The sequence below is a fragment of the Enterococcus pseudoavium NBRC 100491 genome (assembly GCF_001544295.1).
Classification (GTDB): domain Bacteria; phylum Bacillota; class Bacilli; order Lactobacillales; family Enterococcaceae; genus Enterococcus_A; species Enterococcus_A pseudoavium.
This window is the reverse complement of record NZ_BCQF01000018.1, coordinates 12,390-32,514: the sequence shown is the minus strand read 5'-3', so window position 1 is coordinate 32,514 and position 20,125 is coordinate 12,390. Positions and strand designations below refer to the sequence as shown.

Here is a 20,125-nt window from a genome sequence, read left to right as displayed (position 1 = left end):
AAAAGGGAGGTGACAACGATCTTGTCACCTCCCGGAGGTTGTTATTGCTGAGTTTGTTCTTGGTATTGTTTGTAGGTTTCTGTCTTATATAAATCTTGGGTTGACTTCTTACCTTGTTCATCAAACAGGCTAGTAGATTTGTCACCTAATTTATTTTCAACTTTCTCCATTTGTTGCAAACCGTTTTTGTAATCAAACTGTGAAGCATCAATTGGTTTCAAGCCACTGGCTGAGTAGAAACGGAGCAAATCACCGTTATTGATGTTATCCGAAGTACTCAATTGGGTAGAAACCGCTTCTTTCCAAGCTTCTGTTTGTGTTTGTAAGGCTGCATCTGGTTCAGTGACAGGCAAGCCGGTTTTGTTGTCATAGAGATTGCCGCTATAGTAAGTGTAATTCGGTGTCACATAATCGCCGTCGCGGAAAGCCACAACTTGATCATGCTCTTTCGACAATAAATCTTGGCCTAATTGAATGTATTGGCTAGTGTCTGTTCCCAACAAGTGTAACAATGTTGGCAATGCGTCAACTTCACCACCATAAGTATGATTGATGCCGCCTTTATCTTGACCAGGTACGTGAACCATATAAGGAACTCGTTGCATTTGCGCGTTATCAAAGTTCGACCAAGTTTCTTTTGATTTACCAAGTAATGGAGCTAAATCAGAGTTACGTGAATTTGAAATACCATAGTGGTCACCGTACATTACGATGATCGAATTGTCATACAAACCAGAAGCTTTCAAATAGTTAAAGAATTCTTCCACGGCTTTGTCTAAATAATTGGCTGTTGCGAAGTAACCGTTAATCGTTTCATCATCAGTATTCGCTAATGGGAAGCCGCCTTCATCATTTTTGAATTCGCTGTATGGATAGTGATTCGAAACAGCGATAAACTTCGTGTAAAAAGGCTGTTGCAGCCGTTCCAAATATTTCACAGATTGTTGGAAGAATGGTTTGTCGTGCAAGCCATATTGGAATGAATTTTCATCGTTTACATCATAGTAAGAAGAATCGAAGAAATAGTCATAGCCAAGATTCTTATAGGTTTCCGTCCGGTTCCAGAAGTTCCCTGAATTTCCGTGGAAAGCCGCACTAGTATAACCAGCTGTTTGTTTCAAAATGTCGGGAGCAGCTTGGAAAGTATTCTTGCCACCTAACTGCGAGAACAAGGAACCTTGATTCAAGCCAAACAATGAATTTTCCATTAATGTCTCAGCATCGGAAGTTTTTCCAGCCTTGACTTGGTGGAAGAAATTATCGAAGGCAAAAGTACTATTACTGTGGAAAATGCTATTTAAGAACGGGGTTACTTCGTGTTCTTGTCCATTTTCATCCTTCAATTTGTAATCAATCACAAATTGCTGCAGACTTTCTAGATGAATCGTAATCACATTGCGTCCCTTAGCGATTCCATAATAGTCGCTATTCGGTGCCGCATAATGATCGTTGACATAAGTTTCAACTTCTTTTAAATCATTAGGACTAGCTTCGGCACGAACTTGGTTAGTTTTATAGGTTTGGATCCCATCATAAACAGTGAAGGCATTAACGCCAAGATATTTAATCAAGTAATCCCGTGAAAAGGTCCGTGTCAATAACTCAGGTCGATCTGCTTCCGCTAGAAATAGATTCCCGGAAAAGATCATGATCGATAGAGCCGTAATCGCAAAAGCCATCCGAGCGCGGACAGGTTTTTCTTCTTCTTTGATTTTTTTCCGCCACAAAAGAATCGGCAAGATGATAATGTCAATCAGATATAGAACATCATAAGGACGGAAAAGACGAATCGCACTTTCACCTAAACCACTGGCGACTTTACCAGCACCTAAAAAAGTATTGACTGCAATAAAGTCCGTAAATTCACGATAGTAAACAACGTTGGCGAATAATAGGAAGCTCGCCAAAGCATAAATAATCATCATCGTGAGATAAGAGGCTTTTTTGCGCCGCACATATAAAGCAATCGACAACAAGAACATGGTTGAAGCGATTGGATTAATAAATAGGATGAAGTACTGAGTCAGACTTTCAATTCCTAAGTTAAATTCAAATAAGTAGGAAAAAATACTTTTTGCCCATAATAAGAATGTCAGCAGCGCATAAAAGCCGAGACGCTTATTTAAAAATGCAGGAGCTTTTAGTTTTTTCAATAGTAACTTCCTTTCTGCCGCAGGATAAATGCGGGAACGTTCACTTGTAAACATTTTACTCGCTTCCAGCAGACTCGTCAATTCTTATTAAAACTTGAGCAATCAGGCTTAAAGAAAACTTTATAAGCGAAAAATATGTTTCATTTTTGTTATACTATAAAAGAAAGCAGGGATGAGTGTGAAAATAGAATTAACTAATTATGGAATTAAACGAATTCGTCAAGGTAATCCATTAATTCAAGTAGAAGATTTGAAACAAAAAATAAAAGAAATTCCGCTAGAATGGGTAACTTTTGTCGATCATAATCATAAATATGTTGCCACTGGCTATTTAGGAAAACAAAATAAAGGATTTGGCTGGGTCTTGGACCAAGCTCAGCGACCGATTGACCAGCATTTTTTTGAAGAGAAATTTCAGCTGGCTCTTGAAAAACGTCAAGCCTTTTTTAATGATGAAACAACGACTGCTTTTCGCCTGTTTAATGGGGAAGGCGATGGTATCGGTGGTGTGACGGTTGATTATTACGCTGATTATTTGGTGATCTCGTGGTACAACGAGACAATCTATCATTTCAAACAAATGATTGTGGCTAGTTTGCTAGCGATCTTTACTGAAGCCAAGGGCGTCGTAGAAAAAATTCGTTTTAAAAGCGCACTAAAAGAAAGCCACTGGTTGGCAGGCGAGAAACCGCAAGAACCGTTGGTGGTATTGGAAAACGGGGTTTCCTTTGCGGTATACTTAGATGAAGGCTATATGACGGGCATCTTTTTGGACCAAAAAGAAGTTCGGGGACGTTTGACAGAAGGTATGGCTGCTGGGAAAAAAGTGTTAAATATGTTTAGTTATACGGGAGCCTTTTCGGTGGCCGCAGCTTATGGCGGAGCAACGGAAACGACGAGTGTTGATTTAGCACAGCGGAGCTTGCCCAAAACCCAAGAACAATTTGAAATAAACGGACTGCCGTTAGAACAACAAAAAATCATTGTGATGGATACCTTTGACTATTTCCGTTATGCCGCTAGGAAAAACTTCCACTATGATTTGATCATTTTAGATCCGCCAAGTTTTGCCCGCAACAAAAAGAAAACTTTTTCAGTGGCAAAAGATTATGGACGGTTGATTGAAGATAGTGTGGAGATTTTGACAGAAGAAGGCATGATTATCGCCTCCACTAATGCGGCGAATCTATCTGTTAAAAAATTCAAACAAGCGATTGAGACAGCATTAGAAAATAAACAAGTGAACTATCAGCTAGTTGAAAGCTACCGTCTGCCGGCTGATTTTCCGGCTAGTGATTTTGAAGAGAGTAATTATTTAAAAGTCTTGTTTTATAAAGTACTGAAAGCGTAATGAACTTAACCAAGGTCTGGGTGGCAAAGTAACTGAGCTGAAGTTGATCTAGTCATTTTTCAAAAAAATAGAAGAAAATGGGATGGGATACGTATATGATGGATATTCAAGTAAGAGATGTACGATTTGACGCGGGCAAGCCGAAAATTTGCGTGCCAATCACAGGAAAGACTTTCGATGAGATCATTGAGCAGGCTAGTGAAGCCAAAAAAATTGCTGAAGTGATCGAATGGCGAGCAGACTACTATGAAGATGTCTTTGATGATGAACAACTGAATTTAACTTTGTTGGCGTTACGGGATGAAATCCGCAATATTCCGTTGATTTTCAATTTACGCACTGTTGAAGCCGGCGGACAGATTGAAATCACGATGAATCAATACCGTCATATCAATGAATTTGCGGTTTCTTCGCGAGCGATTGACCTGGCGGATGTTGAAGTATCAATCGTGGATCAATTATCGACGACCTTTATTAAATGGTTGCAAGCGCTCGATGTACGGGTTATTTTAAGTTATTACAATTTTGATGAAACACCCGAAGACGCAGTGATTCTTTTTCGTTTGAATTTAATGGAATACTGGGGGGCAGATATTGCCAAGATCGTAGTCCAGCCTAAAAACGAAGCGGATGTTTTGCGACAACTGGATATTATCATGAAGGCGCAAACGTTTGTGACCTTACCTGTCGTGTCAGTCTCTCTTGGCCGAATCGGTAAATTTTCACAGGTTAGCGGATCATTGAGCGGCTCTTGTATGGCTTATGGCTGTTTAACTAATCAAGCCTCTCCGGATGCCCAGATCGAAGCCGAAAAATTGGCGATGATGTTAGAGACACTAAGATAAAAAAGAACCGACTCTAGCAGTAATTACTGCTAGAGTCGGTTCTTTTTAAGCCATTACGTCAATATCAAAAACTTCAATATTGTCTAAACCACCATAGATTTGATACCAAGGTTTTGCGTACTTGGCTAGGATTTCATTTAGTTCTTCGACGTTTTCACGCCCTTGGGTGTCCAACCACTTGATTAAGCCGTCTTTACCACCATCGGCATAGACTTGGACGCCATCACGCCAAGTCGCCCGACCACCAAGGATACCTGAATAATTAGCACCGTGTTCACCAGCAAAAATTAATTCTTCACGGAAAATATCCGCTGAAACGCCCGCACTTAAATAAATAAACGGACGAGTAGCCGCATCGCTGGCTTCTTTGAAGTAGGCTGCTGCTTCGTCTTTAGTATAAACCACTGGGTCGCTACCTTGATTGAAGCCCTCAACATATTTAAAGAGAACGGGCACCTCAACTTTTAAAACATCAATATGATATTTATCTTTCGTAAATTCTTTAATAGTATCGATCACTTTTTGTGGCTTGATTTTGGCAAATTCAGGTGAATGATCGTCAGTAATCTCGTTGTCATAAACGATGGGTTCTACAAAAACGGGGATATCTGCAGCTAAAGCTTCTGTGCCTAAGCGTTCTAAGAAGGCGTGTTTCACGTCTAGAATCTCCTGAGATTCATCAGGATTATAATACACCAAGACCTTAGCGGCATCGGCTCCCTTAGCTAACAAACGATCGAGGGATTCATTAGGTAGAAGTTCTGGCAAGCGGCCAGGTGTGTTGGCATCGTAGCCTGTTTTTTCATAAGACATAATCAATCCGCTATTAGGATCTTTCGCTTGGATTCCCTTGAAGCCATATTGTTCATCTAGTAGGATCGCGCTGACATTTTTCGTCAATTCTTGTGAGACCAGTTCTTTAAATTCATAGACTTGATCCATTGAGAATTTTTCTTCGCCAACAGCCGCTTGCATCATTTTTTTCATAGAGCCTCGTTGATCGATTGCTAAAGCCGCAATGACGCCTTGATCATTTGATAATTGTTGCATCTTTTCAAACTTTCCTCTTGAAATTCTTTTCATGATGAAACCATCCTTTCTGTTCCTCTCAAGTGTAGGACAATCTGGCAGAAAGACCAAATGAAACGATCAGTTTGTCTCAAGAGCCCATTTTTGATAGACTTTAGAAAATAGTTTAAAGGTGGAAGAGTAACGTGGCTAAGAAAAAAATTCAAAAAACAAATGCCATTCGGTTAGTTGAACAGAAGAAGATTGCTTACCTAGAACATGAGTATGCTTGGAGTGAAAACGATCTAGGAGCAGAACATGTCGCAGAACAAGTAGCCATCGAACCGGCTCGGATTTTTAAAACATTAGTAGCAGTAGGAAATAAAACGGGTCCAGTTGTTGCAGTAATCCCAAGCGATCATGAATTAGATTTAAAAAAAATGGCCAAAGTTAGTGGCAATAAAAAAGTTGAGATGCTGCATTTGAGAGATTTGGAAACGACGACCGGTTATATTCGGGGGGGCTGTTCACCGATTGGTATGAAGAAACTATTTCCAACATTTGTCGATGCCTCAGCGAAAAATTTTGAAAGAATCGCGATTTCTGCGGGTAAAAGAGGATTGCAGATGGAAATTGCCCCAGACGCCATTTTAGAACTGACGCGGGGGCAATTTGCGGAATTGACGGATTAGCTAAAAGCGTGATAAGCGGCATGGGTGCCGGCGACATAGCCTGTACAAAAGGCCGTAGTGATATTGTAGCCACCAGTATAACCATTAACATCTAGGACTTCTCCGGCGAAATATAAGCCGGAGATTTTTTTACTGGCTAAATCTTTCGGATTAATTTCTTTTAATTCTACGCCTCCTCCGGTTACAAAGGATTTCTCTAAACCAAATGTTTTATTGGCCGTTAATCTCCATTCTTTGCAAAAGGCAACAAATTGTTCCAATTGCTCTTTAGAGATCTGGTTGTAAGTCTGTTCACCGATGCCAACTTTTGCTAAAAAGAAAAGCAGCAGGCGTTCTGGTAAGAAACCAGCCAATGCATTTTTTAATTGTTTGGTAGAAGTAGCACAACGCTCTGTGATTTCTGTTATTAAGGCAGGCGCTGTCTTAGTAGGGAAATAGTCAAGTTTTAGAGTCACCGTTTCTTGCGTTCGTAACAGTTGGTTCACGAAACTTGAACAGCGTAAAGCAGCAGGGCCTGATAGGCCAAAATGAGTGAAAAGTAGATCCATCTCATGACTCGCGATAGTTTTATTTTTTTCATTAACAACGGATAGGCCCACGTCTTGCAAAGAGAGCCCCTGTAGGATTTTGTCTGCCACAAAATCGTCTGTCAAAAAGATGGGCGACTCCGTCGGGTACAAAGGTGTGACATGATGACCGACACTTTTGGCGAAGCGATAGCCGTCACCTTGTGATCCAGTTGATGGATAGGTGATCCCGCCTGTTGTCACAATGATGCTCTTGGCAGAATAATCTCCCTCTGAAGTACGAACGCCTTGGATAGCGACACCATCGGTAATGATTTTTTCAATCGGTTCTTTAAAATGAAGAGCCACATTTAATTGTTCCAGCTCGTCTTTCAAAGTATTGACGATCGTGGCTGATTTATCGGAAACAGGGAAAATTCGTCCATGATCTTCTTCTTTTAAAGAAACGCCGCGCTCGCTAAAAAAAAACATAATATCTTGGTTATCAAATTGTGAAAAAGTACTATATAAAAAGCGGCCATTGCCGGGGATATGGGTGATTAAATCATCCACCGGCCGATTATTGGTGACATTGCAGCGGCCACCACCAGTCATCAATAGTTTTTTCCCTAAACGTTTATTTTTCTCGAACAAAGCGACCTGGGCGCCATTCATCGCCGCAGTGATCGCCGCCATCATACCAGCGGGTCCGCCGCCGATCACGATTACATCAAATTTTTTACTCATTAGTATTAACCTCGTTTATCCATCAATTTACTTATTCCATTGTATAATCATACTGTAAATACGAACAATTGGCATTCAACTTGCAGTGTAGCATGAATTTTTTTTCACTTCTATTAGAAAATGATGTAAACTATGAGTATTAACTGTGAGGAGGAATATGATGGAAGCACGAAAATATGTTGAACAGATTCAAAAGAACTTAGAGGCAAAAGATCCGAACCAAGAAGAGTTTTTACAAGCGGTGGAAGAATTTTTACCTACTGTGATTCCTTTTCTAGAGGAACATCCAGAGTATGTTGAAAAAAATATTTTGGGTATGATTATTGAACCAGAAAGAATGATTCAGTTTCGTGTGCCTTGGCAAGATGATGAAGGTAATTGGCAAGTTAATCGCGGCTATCGTGTGCAATTTAATTCTGCGATTGGGCCATATAAAGGCGGGTTACGTTTCCATCCAAGCGTGAATCTAAGTATCTTGAAATTTTTAGGTTTCGAGCAAATCTTTAAAAATAGTTTGACAGGTCTTCCGATCGGTGGCGGTAAAGGGGGATCAGATTTTGATCCAAAAGGCAAATCTGATTCAGAAGTGATGCGTTATTGCCAAAGCTTCATGACAGAATTATCAAAACATATTGGACCGAACTTAGACGTACCAGCAGGCGACATTGGAGTCGGTGGTCGCGAGATCGGCTATCTATTTGGTCAATACAAACGTTTGCGTGAATACGATATGGGTGTGCTGACTGGAAAACCATTAGGCTTTAACGGCAGTTTAGCACGAACGGAAGCAACGGGTTATGGTGCGGTCTACTTCGTGAAGCACTTATTAAACGATCGTCAAGATTCTTTTGAAGGTAAGAAAGTTCTTGTTTCCGGCAGCGGAAATGTAGCAATCTATGCAATTGAAAAAGCCCAAGAATTAGGTGCTACTGCAATTACTTGTTCTGATTCGAATGGGTACATCTACGATAAAGACGGTATTGATGTTGAATTATTGAAAGATATCAAAGAAGTTCGTCGTGCTCGCTTGACGGAATATGCGAAAGAGCGTCCGACTGCAGAATACCATGAAGGCTCTGTTTGGGAGCTTGAAACTGCGGCAGACATCGCGTTACCTTGTGCGACGCAAAATGAGATCGATGATAAAAAAGCAGAAATCTTAGTGAAAAATGGCGTGAAGATTGTCGCAGAAGGGGCAAACATGCCAAGTACGAATGGTGCCGTTAAACTGTATCATAAAAACGGTGTGCTTTATGGGCCTGGGAAAGCGGCGAATGCTGGTGGGGTTGCGGTTTCAGCATTAGAAATGAGCCAAAATTCACAGCGTTTAGCTTGGACCAAGGAAGAAGTTGACAGCAAATTAGATGATATTATGAAAAACATCTATGAAACTTGTCGCGATACAGCTGAAAAATATGCTGAAAAAGATAATTTTGCGGCAGGAGCCAATATTGCTGGGTTCGCAAAAGTTGCTGCAGCGATGTTAGCACAGGGAACTGTTTAATTTTTAAATGGTTCCTGCTTGAAAAAAAATCAAAATAAACGTAAAGTATAGAGTGTTATGAAGTGACTTTCAAGGAGGAAAAACAATGGCACACATTCATTTCGATTATTCGAAAGTAGCACCGTTCGTGAGCGAACATGAAATGGACTATATCAAATCTGAAGTAGCTCTAGCTCACAAAGAATTACGCGAAGGGACTGGCGCAGGAAGTGATTTTCTTGGCTGGATTGATCTTCCAGTAAACTATGACAAAGATGAATTTGCGCGTATTAAAAAAGCAGCTGAAAAAATTCAATCAGATTCTGAAGTATTAGTGGTTATCGGGATCGGTGGTTCTTATCTTGGAGCACGTGCAGCAATTGAATTTTTACACCAAAGTTTCTTCAATGTGTTAGACAAAGAAGATCGCAAAGCTCCGCAAGTATTCTTTGCAGGAAACTCAATCAGCTCAACTTATATCGCTGACTTGATCGAAGTGATTGGCGACCGTGATTTCTCAGTTAACGTGATCTCTAAATCAGGAACAACAACTGAACCAGCCATCGCCTTCCGTGTCTTCAAAGAATTATTGATCAAAAAATATGGTGAAGAAGAAGCTAACAAACGTATTTACGCAACAACTGATAAAGCTCGTGGAGCTGTAAAAGTTGAAGCCGATGCAGCTGGTTGGGAAACATTCGTGATTCCTGATGATGTCGGCGGGCGTTTCTCAGTTCTTACAGCAGTAGGTCTATTGCCAATCGCAGCTAGCGGTGCAGACATCGATGCTTTGATGCAAGGGGCAGCAGATGCTCGTGAAGCTTACTCAAGCGAGAACTTAGATGAAAACGAAGCATATCAATATGCGGCTCTTCGTAATATTTTATACCGTAAAGGCAAAGTGACTGAAATTTTAGTCAACTACGAACCAGGTATGCAATATTTCAACGAATGGTGGAAACAATTATACGGTGAATCAGAAGGAAAAGACTTGAAAGGGATCTACCCATCAAGTGCCAACTTCTCAACTGACCTACATTCATTTGGTCAATACATTCAAGAAGGTCGCCGTAATATCTTCGAAACAATCGTGAAAGTAGAAAAACCACGCAAATCTGTTGCGATTCCTTCACAAGAATCTGACTTAGATGGATTAGGTTACTTAGAAGGCAAAGATGTTGACTTTGTTAACTCTAAAGCTTACCAAGGAACGTTATTGGCTCATACTGATGGCGGTGTACCTAACTTTGTTTTAAACATTCCAACAATGGATGCTTATACTTTAGGTTATGCAATGTACTTCTTTGAAATCGCAGTCGGTATCTCTGGTTACTTATTAGGTGTGAACCCATTCAACCAACCAGGTGTGGAAGCTTACAAGAAAAACATGTTTGCATTACTTGGCAAACCAGGTTTTGAAGATCTAGCAAAAGAATTGAACGATCGTTTATAAGACGTAAAAAAGGTTCTCGCATTGCGAGGACCTTTTTTTTGTATTTCCAGAAGAGTAGCTGCTTAAGCAACCAGTTTTTGGGATTGATTAAAAGAAATGGTTGATTATTACTTAAAATCAAGAAGAATAAACTGTCCGTAGCCTTCTTGCCGTATTAAAACTAATGAGGGGTTAGAAAAAAATAATAACAAAAACCATATTAGCAGCTAATGAAATCGGGTTTAAACCAATAAAGATAAGCAAGCAATTAATACAAGATTAAAAATAACTAAAGTTGTTTATGTTTGTGTTTTGCGATCGTTAATTCAATGTTAGTGTTTTGTTGATATAAAGGTAAAATAATTAGTAAAAAACGTTTTCAATCTTCTTTTGTTATGTTATTATAAAAACGTAGAAATAAAGGGGGGTTATTATGGAAATGACAGAAACTATTGAAATTGGTCTTGCTTATGAATGCCGTGCAATCGGAATAAAAAAAGAAGTCGTAGGAGTGGTGGAACAACTTTACAACAATACGGTCTTAATCAATGTTGCCGATTGTCACCCAACGGACCGGGCAGCGGTGATTGAACTGCAAAATCGTTTGTTAGTAAAATATGAAGATGTACTAGCTTGCGCAGAGATTGCAGAATGTAGCGCATAATTGTTTATAACAACATGTGAAATATTTCTCTTAATAAAGTATCCGGCCTTTTTTATAAGGCCGTTTTTTTTTGTTTAAAAATGGGCTTGGAAGCGTGTGGAACTTTGAACGCTTTTTATTGAATGGAAAAGGTCGTCAAGTGAAAAGATTAATTGATCAAAAAAAGTTATTGGAAAAACTTGATTTAGTTTTTCCAATAACGAGCTAAAAACTTTTGCTTATAAATAATCTTTAGGTTTTCGTCAACTGTCAATAATTTTGAGGAAGTTGAGATAGAAGGAATGACAGCTAAGTTAGTCTTGAAGTCAATCAAAGCGTAAAATGCTAGCAGTCTGATTTTGAATAGTGTTGGTTTTTTTGGCAAAGATCGTGAGGTCATCGGTTAGTAGTCCGTCCCAAGGTTGAAAAGAAAAGATCGCTGCTTGGTGAGTTGAGTTGACTGACCAAACATAAACCGATTGTTTACGCCGCTTTGTAGCTTGAATCAAATCTCCGCTAGCCGTTCGAGCTTCGATATTAACAAAGTCTAGCGAATTTTTGGGACTACCGAGTAGATCAAAGGGCAGGAGATAGCCAACCTTTAGTCTCGGAAAAAGATTCTTTAGCTGGTTTGCAGTATGAAGATCCATACTTTGTAACTGATGGTTGGCTAATTGTTTTTCTAAAGGCAGCAAACCTCGAAGGATTGTTGATTTTGTTTTATTTGTAACTTTCAGTTCGATCAATAATCGTTGATTTAATTGATTGGCCGCTGTTAAATAATCCTTAAATAATGAAACGGTACTACTGTAACCATGTTCCTTTAGCGTAAGTTGCTTTAACTCGGACCAGGAAGTTTCATCGACTCGGATATTCTTACCGGCTAAGTTTTTAAGATTCTCGTCGTGGATTACGACTAATCGATGATCTGCCGTTTCTTGAACATCCATTTCGATCAAATCTGGATGAAAGGTATGATTGGTTCGTTTTAGTGCTTCAATCGAATTTTGCAGTCCGTTAGCATTAGAAACCCCGCGATGAGAGATTCTGATAGGTTTAGGTGCTTGTGGTACGTCGAAAGATTGAGTGAAATGGAGTGAATACAGTCCTATATAAGCAATCACTAGCAAGCTGAGTCGGAACCATGCTGCTTTGTTCTGAGCCCCTGTACTAGCCGTTTTCTTGTTAAAACTTGCAAGGAGGAAGAAAAAGAACATAGAGAGGCAATTTTGGACAGTCCGATAAAGAATTAGGAGAATGATGCCACCAGTTCGTCCAGTCACAAAGCGGGTAAACCAAATAAATGAGAGTTTTATACCAAGGGTTACGACGATAAAGCTTAGAGCAAAGAATAAAATGGCAAGGCTTTGTTTAACAAGATTTTGTTTGGTTTGCTGCCAGCTAAGCCAAACACTTTGTGGATAGCTTTTTCCTTGCTTCAAAAATTTAGAAACTAAAAGATTGCGGGACAGAAGATAGAGCAGTAACCAATAAATGAGGACGATAATGGGTAGTATTTTCCAGCGATACAAAAATAAAAAAGAAAGCCAATTAGCTGGTAAGGGCCGCCAAACTAGTAATAAATGATAAAAGCGAAAGAAAAAGAGTGGTGAGAGGAGCAGCCAAAATATGAAACTGTTGAAAGCGGCGGGTAAAGAAAAATTTTGGAGTACTTTTTCTCCAGCTTGGATTTGATTAAAGAGACTGCCGTAGAGCCAGATCAATGCGAGAAATAGTAGCAAATAAAACGGTTGGTAAAGATTATGCAAGAAGCTCTGTCGCAAAAATAAAAAAAGACTCTCAGATAAAAAGGACAGTCCAAAAGTGAGTAAGAAAAAATCGTAAAAAGAAATAGTGCTAAAAAAACGAATGTACCGTTGCGAGTTAGTATTCATGGGACCTCCAAAAATTAGTTAAGCAATCATTTGAATTAAAATGGATAACAAATAAAAAAGTCCACTAGTAGTTTAGTGGACGAATAAGTGTGATAATAAGCTGCCACCTTGTAGTAATGCCCAGCTATATAGAAAAATTGAAGCTGGTTTAGCCAAAAAGATGATCGCACTGTATTTTTTAAAAGACATGTTTGTTAGACTGGCCATCAGACAAAGTGCATCATCAGGTGCAATCGGTAGAAAAATAGCCAAGGTAAACATTTTTTCAAAACGAGACTGATCATCAAGCCAATGATTGTATTTTTGATATACCTTATCACTAACAAGATGCATAATCAAGGGTTTGCCATAGTGGCGCCCCATCAGGAAAAGAATTAACGAACCAATTACAATCCCGACATAATTGTAAACAAATCCCCAATAAGGACCAAAAATTAGAACACCAGCTGCTAAACTGACGCCTCCTGGAATAATTGGAATGACCACTTGGATGATCTGGATTGCGATAAAAATCAGAGGTCCAGCGATTGTCGAGGATCCGACTAGCTGCTGTAGTGAATTTATGTCATTAAATACTCCTAAATGATAGAAGTAGATTGTCAAACTAATTGTCGTGGCAATACCTATCAAAGAAATAAGATTCAAGAGTCTTCTAGATTGTACAACACTCATTCGATTCAGCTCCTTTTCGAACATGAAGAATAGCTATTATTATGGCGGATACCATTTTATGCGCTTACCCAAGCAAGCGTTAAACGCTTCTCCTCATCTGCTTATTTTGAAGTATAGCGGAAAATTTGGCAGATTGCATAGGTCTGAGGTTGTAATTTGCTGTTTTACATTAAATTTAAAATAATTTTTAAACATTAAAGAAAACGTTTGCATTCGGAGGCAAACGAAAAAGGTTATGGTAAAAATCTAATCATAACCTCTTAAGCAAAATTATTTTGTTTGAAAATTGGAGCGGGTTCGTTTTAAAGCTCGTTCAATCAAATTGGTAAACATAAAGCCAATCGCAATAGCTCCGGAAGTTACTAGAACGACAACGACTTTTTGCATTGCTTCGGTGAAATGCTGATCCATTATGAAGCGAACTGCCATATAGGCGGGGCCTCCTGGAACCAAAGGCACTAGGCTAGGAACATTGAAAACGATCACTGGCATGTGCATTGTTCTTGAGAAAAAGATACTAACCAATCCGATAACCAGTGCCCCTAAGAAATTGGCGATTCCGATATTTTGACCGAAATAAGTCTGTAAAATCCAAAAAGTCATCCAGCCCAGAGCACCGGTAAACCCGCAAGCTAGAAAGGCGCGGCGGGGGATATTAGTGATAACGCTAAAAGCGATCGTACTAAACATACTAAATAAAAAATTGACAATAAAAGTCATGGGAAAACTCCTAACTTCATATGATTACTTTATTTTTCTGGAAAAGTGCTTAGAAAAAATTAAAGGCAATAATGATGCCCCCGCCGATTGCTCCGGCAATGAACAAAGCCTCAGTCCCGCGAGCAACGCCGCTGATTAAATGCCCAGCCATAATATCACGAAAAGCATTAGTGATGGCAAGCCCCGGTACTAAAGGCATGATTGAGCCGATAATCAAACTATTCACGTCTTGTGCTAGTGAGCTTGACGCGGCGATCAATGAACAGACCCCAATCACGAGAGCTGCCACAAAATCATTCAAAAAATTCATCTGTAATTTGTTACCGAAAAATGTATGGACAGCAAAGCCGATCATTCCAATAATGAAAGTCGGAATAAAATCAAACCAAGTTCCATTTAAAATAATCATTAAAGTACTGCTGACAATCCCGGCTGCAATGATTTTCCACAAAAAAGGGAAATCAGGTGTTGCTTGATCGACTTCTTCTAAATATAGATAAAAATCAGGCAAAGAAAGTTCGCCGTCTGCAAATTGACGGGAACCTTGATTGACCGCTGTTACTTTTTCAAGATTGATTGAGTGCGGTGTGATTTGCACGACTTGGCTGTTTTGTTCAGAAGGAAATCCAATTATCAACCCAGTCGCTGTGACATAGGTCTGAATGTCATCCAGCCCGGCATTGATGGCGATCCGCTTCATGGTATCTTCTACTCGATAGACTTCCGAACCGGATTCCATCATGATTTTTCCTGCTTTTAAACAGGTATTTAAAACGAGTTGCGCATAGTTTTGCTGTTCCATCCAATTAACCACCTTTTTCTATTCCTATACTATAGTAGAAAAAATGAATGAATTAAACAAGAAAAAGAATAAAGATTGTCTCAAAGAGCTAGAGAAAGTATAATAAAGTAACAGAACATTTTGTTTTTAAAACCAATGTATTCATTTTAAAGAAACAAAAATGCAAGTAAATCTATAACGCTTTTTTTTCTGTTTGATAAAATAAGTTAAAATTTATAAAAATAATAAAACGTTTTCGCTGCCTTTATAAGAAAAAAGCTAAAGAGAAAATTAGATATAAGGAAAAAAATTAGTGAAATTTAGATAACATCAAACATAAGGGTTGCAAAACTAATCAGTTTTTGATTACAATAAAATGACGAGAAAAATAATAACGTTCTGGGAGGAATAATAATGAGAAGAAAAGTTTACACCAAAGACCAGATTTTAAAGGCCGCTTACGAAGTTGTTGAAAATGAAGGCTTTTCTGGATTTACAGCGCGCAACATTGCCAAGAAAATGGGAATCAGTACGCAACCAATCTATTTAGAGTTTAAAAACATGAGTGATTTGAAAAATACATTATTAGACGAAATCTGTAATCACCTATACTACGATATTTTCCCAGAAGTTCATACGGGTGATACGATCGTGGACTTAGGCTTGAATTATGTGTACTTTGCCAAAAATCAAAGCAATCTCTATAACGCCCTATATGTGCAAGAATACGGCGGCGGGAGCAAAATGCATGACTTTTCTTATAAATACTTCCATCAATTGATCAGAGAACACCCAAAATATAATAAGCTGTCAGAAGAACGGATCAATGCTTTACACGTAGGAACTTGGATTGTTGTTAGCGGAATCGCGACTTTGATGTCTTCAAGTATTATCGAGCCGAATGAAGACCAAATTATCCATTTAATCACCCATACACTAGATGCGATTATGAAACAAGAAGACATTTCCGTATTAGACGTGTTATAAAATCTTGACATTTAAAACAAAAGCGGTAAGATAAATGGTGCGGAAGGTTGGCAGAGTGGTAATGCACCGGACTCGAAATCCGGCGAGCCGCAGTAATGTGGTGCACGGGTTCAAGTCCCGTACCTTCCTTATTTATCTATCATTTGACGTGGCCTTGGCCGCTTTTTTTTGTATTCTTTTATGCTTTGAATAAAAACGTGGGCTGCTTAAAATCACTACGGTGTACTTGTAGTAAGAAGTTTAGTGAATAAAGCATTTCCGGCAACTTCTGTTATAATCAAAGATAAGTATTTTAATCAAAGATTTGTGCTGAAAAGGAGGGAGAACTGTGGAAGAGACGGTATTTTTTAATTTGGGTAATGCGCTTGCAGCAAAGCGTGATTCTAAAGAATTGATCAAAGAGGCTCAAATTGTCAAGGATCAGCGTAAACCGTTAGGCAAATTAGTCATTGTTGAAGATGAAGAGCAAGGGACCCATATTCTTTTTGAACTAGCTGATCAGGAGGAGCCTTCTAAAACGACGGAAGCCTTTAAAGTAAAAAAGATTATTGACTAGTCGCTGAGAAAGTATTCTAAAATTGTTTCGCTTAGTCTAGTAGTGCAGCAATTGTTTGTCTTTTATTGAGTGAGCTAAATTAAGTAGAAATAGATAAGGTTAGCGGCTTGTCTTATCTATTAGTAGCAATAGGGTTCTGAGATATTCAATCATCTCAGAACCCTATTCTAATCTTTTTGAACAAGTTTTAATCCATTCTGTCGAGCCGTATTATTCGACTCGCTTCAGCTTTTTTTATAAGCTAAAGAAAAAAGAGGAGGATTTGCGATGATTAAGTTAGCGGTAGAGATTGAACCGGCGGTCACCAAGATTTACTTTGACGAACAAGGCATGATGACGATCTATCGGGAGTTGAAAAAAATTCCGGCTTTAACTAGTGAAATGTTGATATTATCCTTTCGAGGACGCGAACCCCAGACGATTGATCACGGGAAATCGATTGATAAAAAAATTCTGGAAAACTCTGACAGTCTTGTGATAATCAGTGTTCCCTGGGAGCTGGAAATTAAAGCGTTAGCGCAGCAAATGTTAGCGGCTTGGCAAACGGCTGGTTTGAAGGTCAAGGGGTTATCTGACTCACAAAAAATAGAGGTCAATCATTTCCCGACAGTTGCGGGTTATCAGCAGGAGTTATTTGAGATTTTGGCAACATTTGGTTATGAAAATAAAAAAATTAAGAAAAAACCGGCTAAAGCGCAACATCGTTGGAATAAGCAGATTAGTGAGATTTCATTTTATATTGATTATAATGGAGCAACAGGAGAAGTCATTTGGCAAAAGCGCAATGAGATGCTGCTGAAGGCAGGGGCAAAATTAACCAAAGAAATCCCGTTAAACAAAGATGGTTCGATTGGTTTTAGCGCTCGTTTAGCTGAGAAATTGCGTGCTGATCATGCAGATCAAATATCCAATTTCGTAACGACGGAAGATCTTGTTTTTAAAAGTGTCAATGAAATCGGGATGTTTTTATATTATGCAGGGACCAATGGTTGGTTAGTTCTAAAAGATGAAAACGGCAAGACGATTGATGAATACTCTGTAGTGAATTAAATAGAATCAAAATTCAAGCGGCTTTCGAGTCGCTTTTTTTGTCTGTGCTAGACATACTATTTATTTCTCGCCTAACGAATGGAGTAGTGAGTTTCTAATTTGCAATCATAAATATTCAAAGAAAAAAGCTGCCTACATTAAGCGTTAGGCAGCTTTTGAAACTTGGTTTAATTACAGGTCAAGATATTTAGTCAGATAATCAGCTAGACCGTCTTCAGTGTTAGGCTTTTCAGTGATGTCGTTTGCCACTGCTTTAAGCTGATCTGTTCCGTTAGCCATAGCAACACCCCAACCTGCAAATTTCAGCATGTCAACATCGTTGTGCTCATCCCCAAATGCGAGAACGTCTTCTTGTTTCACGTTAAGACTTTTGATTACTCGCTTTAAGCCATGAGCTTTTTGAATCCCTTTAGCGACCACTTCTAAGATTGGATTTGGTCCGCCCCAAGTATTTACTTCTACTTCCGTCCCAAATTGCTGCTTCAATTCATCAGAAACGCCAACAACATTTTCGGGTTGACTACGTAGCAGGATCGAGGTGGGATTAGTTCGTAATGTATTGACGGTTAGCAGATTATCACTCGTTGCGAAATCGCTGGCAAAGAAATGTTGGTCAAAGAATTTTAAATCATCAATAAAGAACGTATCGCGGTTTTCAGCCGCAATAAAATCTAACTTAAGATTTTTCTTTTCTGCGAGCATTTCAAAAACAATTCTTCGATTAATTGATGCTTCTTGTTCATCTGCCCATTTTTTACCGGGTAAATGAACTAAAGCACCGTTAAAATTAATCATCGGTGTCGTTAGCTGCAGGTCATGATAAAAGTTTTTGCTCATGCGGTAAGGACGACCGGTAGCAATCACGACCGAATGGCCATCCGCGATTGCTCGGTGTAAAGTTTTGGCTGTCTTATCAGTAATCTTAGATTCTTGGTTAAGAGTTGTTCCATCTAAGTCAATAGCGATTAATTTTTTCATAAAAACTCCTTTCTCTACTAACAAAAAAATTTGTCTTCGAGTCGAATACTAAATGACCTATCAGTTGATGACAAAATCTATGGAAATTCCAATGATCTGTTTTCAATTTAAGCGAGCTTGCTGTTTAAAGGTAGACTTAGTATTCTTGTGTCAATTTGTTTCAGTCTAGCATATTCGTTAGAAAACGCAACTGTAGCGCTTAAAAAAGAGGCAAGTATTAAAAAAATTTAGCGCTTTTCAAGAGAAGACAAAAGTTTTTTCTATCAGAGTCTGCTATAGTATAAAAAAGAAAGTGGCGTGAAAGTGGGGAAAAGAAAATGAAAATCAATTGGCGCAGAAATTTATTGATTTCATGGATTGGCTGTTTTTTTACTGGAGCAAGCTTCAGTTTGGTCATGCCTTTTTTGCCAGTTTACATTGAACAATTAGGGACGCCTAGATCACAAGTGGAGCTATTTTCGGGTTTGGCGATTTCGGTAACGGCGTTCGCAGCGGCGATTGTCTCACCTTTATGGGGGAGCTTGGCGGATCGCAAAGGCCGCAGACTGATGATGATCCGGGCGGCAGCTGGAATGACGGTGACGATGGGGTCGTTAGCCTTCGTACCGAATGTTTATTGGCTGTTAATCATGCGTTTCATGACTGGGGTATTATCAGGCTATATTCCCAATGCGACCGCCTTGATCGCTTCACAGGCACCGCGGCAGAAGAGTGGTTGGGCTTTAGGAACACTAGCAACCGGGGCAGTTGCTGGAAATCTGATAGGGCCTTCAATTGGTGGGATGTTGGCTCAATGGTTTGGATTGGAAAATGTATTTATTATCACGGGGATCATTTTATTGATTTGTACGATCTTGACTATATTTATGGTAAAGGAAGATTTTCGTCCAATCGAAAAGCAAAATGTGGTCAGTCTGACAGAATTACGCAAACGAATCGACCATATGCCTATTTTGATTGGTTTGTTTATCAGCACCTTGATTTTGCAGGTCGGGGCCACGAGTATCAGCCCAATTTTGACACTGTATATTCGCGATTTGAGCGGCACAAGCAATAACACCTTGTTGATTAGTGGGATGATTGTTTCGATTGCCGGTGTTTCCGCGATTGCATCGTCACCGACATTAGGTAAAATCGGGGATAAGATCGGAAATCACAAAGTCTTACTAGCGGGTCTTGTTTTGTCGTTGTTTTGTTTTATTCCGATGGCATTTGTGAAGACGCCCTTTCAATTAGGTGTGTTGCGTTTCTTCCTAGGTTTCTCAACGGGAGCTTTAATGCCTTCTATTAATACGTTAATCAGCAAGATCAGTCCACCAGAAGGAGTCAGCCGGATTTTTAGCTATAATCAAATGTTTAACAATTTTGGCCAAGTTATCGGACCGATGTTGGGGTCGACAGTTGCCCACACCATGGGCTATCCAGCGGTCTTTTTAGTAACGAGTGCTTGTGTGGTCGGTAATATTATTTTGAGTACGATTAATTTCCGGCAGCTGTTGGTGACTAAGACGAAGATCTAAAGCGGTTAAACTCATTGAGGATCATTGTAAAGAATGTTCTTGCGGTGTAAACGAATTATTAATTTGAAATAAACAAAAAACCAGTTACAATAAAGTAACTGGTTTT

At 39.2% G+C, this 20,125-nt stretch carries 18 protein-coding genes and 1 tRNA gene; 11 read left to right on the top strand and 8 right to left on the bottom strand.

Annotation, left to right across the window (positions count from 1 at the left end; translation table 11 throughout):
* Positions 1–41: 41 nt before the first annotated feature.
* Positions 42–2,153: an LTA synthase family protein gene (locus EP1_RS09255; protein WP_067626778.1), complete on the bottom strand. Its 2,112-nt coding sequence runs from the start codon at positions 2,151–2,153 to the stop codon at positions 42–44.
* 178 nt (positions 2,154–2,331) lie between these two features.
* Here EP1_RS09255 and EP1_RS09250 point away from each other — a divergent pair, with 178 nt between their 5' ends.
* Together EP1_RS09250 and aroD are read left to right on the top strand one after the other, a co-directional pair.
* Positions 2,332–3,504 (top strand): class I SAM-dependent rRNA methyltransferase, encoded by a 1,173-nt coding sequence (locus EP1_RS09250; RefSeq protein WP_425552592.1) that lies wholly within the window; start codon positions 2,332–2,334, stop codon positions 3,502–3,504.
* A 77-nt stretch (positions 3,505–3,581) separates the two neighbouring features.
* Entirely contained in the window at positions 3,582–4,349 is a 768-nt protein-coding gene (aroD, locus tag EP1_RS09245) for a type I 3-dehydroquinate dehydratase (protein ID WP_245630602.1), read from the top strand.
* A 45-nt stretch (positions 4,350–4,394) separates the two neighbouring features.
* On the opposite strand, the gene EP1_RS09240 is transcribed toward aroD, so the two are convergent.
* Positions 4,395–5,432 (bottom strand): tagatose 1,6-diphosphate aldolase, encoded by a 1,038-nt coding sequence (locus EP1_RS09240; protein ID WP_067626713.1) that lies wholly within the window; start codon positions 5,430–5,432, stop codon positions 4,395–4,397.
* Positions 5,433–5,563: 131 nt separating this feature from the next.
* On the opposite strand from EP1_RS09240, the gene ybaK reads away from it, so the two are divergent.
* Positions 5,564–6,049, top strand: a complete 486-nt coding sequence (ybaK, locus tag EP1_RS09235) for a Cys-tRNA(Pro) deacylase (protein ID WP_067626711.1) — start codon at positions 5,564–5,566, stop codon at positions 6,047–6,049.
* Here the strand turns inward: ybaK and EP1_RS09230 are convergent.
* Positions 6,046–7,302, bottom strand: a complete 1,257-nt coding sequence (locus EP1_RS09230; protein WP_067626710.1) for a BaiN/RdsA family NAD(P)/FAD-dependent oxidoreductase — start codon at positions 7,300–7,302, stop codon at positions 6,046–6,048. The two genes, ybaK and EP1_RS09230, sit on opposite strands and share 4 nt — an antisense overlap.
* Positions 7,303–7,459: 157 nt before the next feature.
* On the opposite strand from EP1_RS09230, the gene gdhA reads away from it, so the two are divergent.
* The 3 genes from gdhA to EP1_RS09215 all read left to right on the top strand — a co-directional run bounded on the left by gdhA (position 7,460) and on the right by EP1_RS09215 (position 10,881).
* The gene (gdhA, locus tag EP1_RS09225) at positions 7,460–8,806 is read left to right on the top strand and encodes an NADP-specific glutamate dehydrogenase (RefSeq protein WP_067626708.1); all 1,347 of its coding nucleotides are present in this window, start codon (positions 7,460–7,462) and stop codon (positions 8,804–8,806) included.
* Positions 8,807–8,891: 85 nt separating this feature from the next.
* Positions 8,892–10,238 (top strand): glucose-6-phosphate isomerase, encoded by a 1,347-nt coding sequence (locus EP1_RS09220; RefSeq protein ID WP_067626706.1) that lies wholly within the window; start codon positions 8,892–8,894, stop codon positions 10,236–10,238.
* 412 nt (positions 10,239–10,650) lie between these two features.
* Complete coding sequence (locus tag EP1_RS09215) at positions 10,651–10,881, top strand: hypothetical protein (protein ID WP_067626704.1); 231 nt, start codon at positions 10,651–10,653, stop codon at positions 10,879–10,881.
* A gap of 305 nt (positions 10,882–11,186) precedes the next feature.
* Here the strand turns inward: EP1_RS09215 and EP1_RS09210 are convergent, their stop codons facing one another.
* The 4 genes from EP1_RS09210 to EP1_RS09195 all read right to left on the bottom strand — a co-directional run bounded on the left by EP1_RS09210 (position 11,187) and on the right by EP1_RS09195 (position 14,949).
* A complete protein-coding gene (locus EP1_RS09210) occupies positions 11,187–12,755 on the bottom strand; it encodes a glycerophosphodiester phosphodiesterase family protein (protein WP_067626702.1) in 1,569 nt (522 codons plus the stop codon).
* Positions 12,756–12,827: 72 nt separating this feature from the next.
* Positions 12,828–13,427: a TVP38/TMEM64 family protein gene (locus EP1_RS09205; RefSeq protein ID WP_067626700.1), complete on the bottom strand. Its 600-nt coding sequence runs from the start codon at positions 13,425–13,427 to the stop codon at positions 12,828–12,830.
* Positions 13,428–13,697: 270 nt separating this feature from the next.
* Complete coding sequence (locus EP1_RS09200) at positions 13,698–14,147, bottom strand: threonine/serine exporter family protein (protein ID WP_067626698.1); 450 nt, start codon at positions 14,145–14,147, stop codon at positions 13,698–13,700.
* Between the two features lie 49 nt (positions 14,148–14,196).
* Positions 14,197–14,949, bottom strand: coding sequence for a threonine/serine exporter family protein (locus EP1_RS09195; RefSeq protein ID WP_067626696.1), 753 nt, complete (start codon positions 14,947–14,949; stop codon positions 14,197–14,199).
* Positions 14,950–15,342: 393 nt separating this feature from the next.
* Between EP1_RS09195 and EP1_RS09190 the strand changes: the two genes are divergently transcribed.
* From EP1_RS09190 to EP1_RS09175, 4 genes are all read left to right on the top strand, one after another.
* A complete protein-coding gene (locus tag EP1_RS09190; protein WP_067626694.1) occupies positions 15,343–15,915 on the top strand; it encodes a TetR/AcrR family transcriptional regulator in 573 nt (190 codons plus the stop codon).
* 41 nt (positions 15,916–15,956) lie between these two features.
* Positions 15,957–16,044, top strand: a tRNA-Ser gene (locus EP1_RS09185).
* A gap of 199 nt (positions 16,045–16,243) precedes the next feature.
* Positions 16,244–16,471, top strand: coding sequence for a hypothetical protein (locus tag EP1_RS09180; RefSeq protein WP_067626692.1), 228 nt, complete (start codon positions 16,244–16,246; stop codon positions 16,469–16,471).
* Positions 16,472–16,738: 267 nt separating this feature from the next.
* Positions 16,739–17,521: a DUF4357 domain-containing protein gene (locus tag EP1_RS09175; protein WP_067626690.1), complete on the top strand. Its 783-nt coding sequence runs from the start codon at positions 16,739–16,741 to the stop codon at positions 17,519–17,521.
* 171 nt (positions 17,522–17,692) lie between these two features.
* On the opposite strand, the gene EP1_RS09170 is transcribed toward EP1_RS09175, so the two are convergent.
* Complete coding sequence (locus EP1_RS09170) at positions 17,693–18,499, bottom strand: Cof-type HAD-IIB family hydrolase (protein ID WP_067626688.1); 807 nt, start codon at positions 18,497–18,499, stop codon at positions 17,693–17,695.
* Positions 18,500–18,816: 317 nt separating this feature from the next.
* Between EP1_RS09170 and EP1_RS09165 the strand changes: the two genes are divergently transcribed.
* Positions 18,817–20,019, top strand: a complete 1,203-nt coding sequence (locus tag EP1_RS09165; RefSeq protein WP_067626687.1) for a multidrug efflux MFS transporter — start codon at positions 18,817–18,819, stop codon at positions 20,017–20,019.
* The last annotated feature ends 106 nt before the right edge of the window (positions 20,020–20,125 follow it).

Coding starts and splice junctions, on each gene's coding strand:
- EP1_RS09210 (WP_067626702.1), bottom strand. CDS start 12,755: ATGAATACTAACTCGCAACGGTACATTCGTTTTTTTAGCACTATTTCT.
- EP1_RS09240 (WP_067626713.1), bottom strand. CDS start 5,432: ATGAAAAGAATTTCAAGAGGAAAGTTTGAAAAGATGCAACAATTATCA.
- EP1_RS09195 (WP_067626696.1), bottom strand. CDS start 14,949: ATGGAACAGCAAAACTATGCGCAACTCGTTTTAAATACCTGTTTAAAA.
- EP1_RS09230 (WP_067626710.1), bottom strand. CDS start 7,302: ATGAGTAAAAAATTTGATGTAATCGTGATCGGCGGCGGACCCGCTGGT.
- EP1_RS09200 (WP_067626698.1), bottom strand. CDS start 14,147: ATGACTTTTATTGTCAATTTTTTATTTAGTATGTTTAGTACGATCGCT.
- EP1_RS09205 (WP_067626700.1), bottom strand. CDS start 13,427: ATGAGTGTTGTACAATCTAGAAGACTCTTGAATCTTATTTCTTTGATA.
- aroD (WP_245630602.1), top strand. CDS start 3,582: ATGGGATGGGATACGTATATGATGGATATTCAAGTAAGAGATGTACGA.
- EP1_RS09215 (WP_067626704.1), top strand. CDS start 10,651: ATGGAAATGACAGAAACTATTGAAATTGGTCTTGCTTATGAATGCCGT.
- gdhA (WP_067626708.1), top strand. CDS start 7,460: ATGATGGAAGCACGAAAATATGTTGAACAGATTCAAAAGAACTTAGAG.
- EP1_RS09165 (WP_067626687.1), top strand. CDS start 18,817: ATGAAAATCAATTGGCGCAGAAATTTATTGATTTCATGGATTGGCTGT.
- EP1_RS09170 (WP_067626688.1), bottom strand. CDS start 18,499: ATGAAAAAATTAATCGCTATTGACTTAGATGGAACAACTCTTAACCAA.
- EP1_RS09220 (WP_067626706.1), top strand. CDS start 8,892: ATGGCACACATTCATTTCGATTATTCGAAAGTAGCACCGTTCGTGAGC.
- EP1_RS09175 (WP_067626690.1), top strand. CDS start 16,739: ATGATTAAGTTAGCGGTAGAGATTGAACCGGCGGTCACCAAGATTTAC.
- EP1_RS09190 (WP_067626694.1), top strand. CDS start 15,343: ATGAGAAGAAAAGTTTACACCAAAGACCAGATTTTAAAGGCCGCTTAC.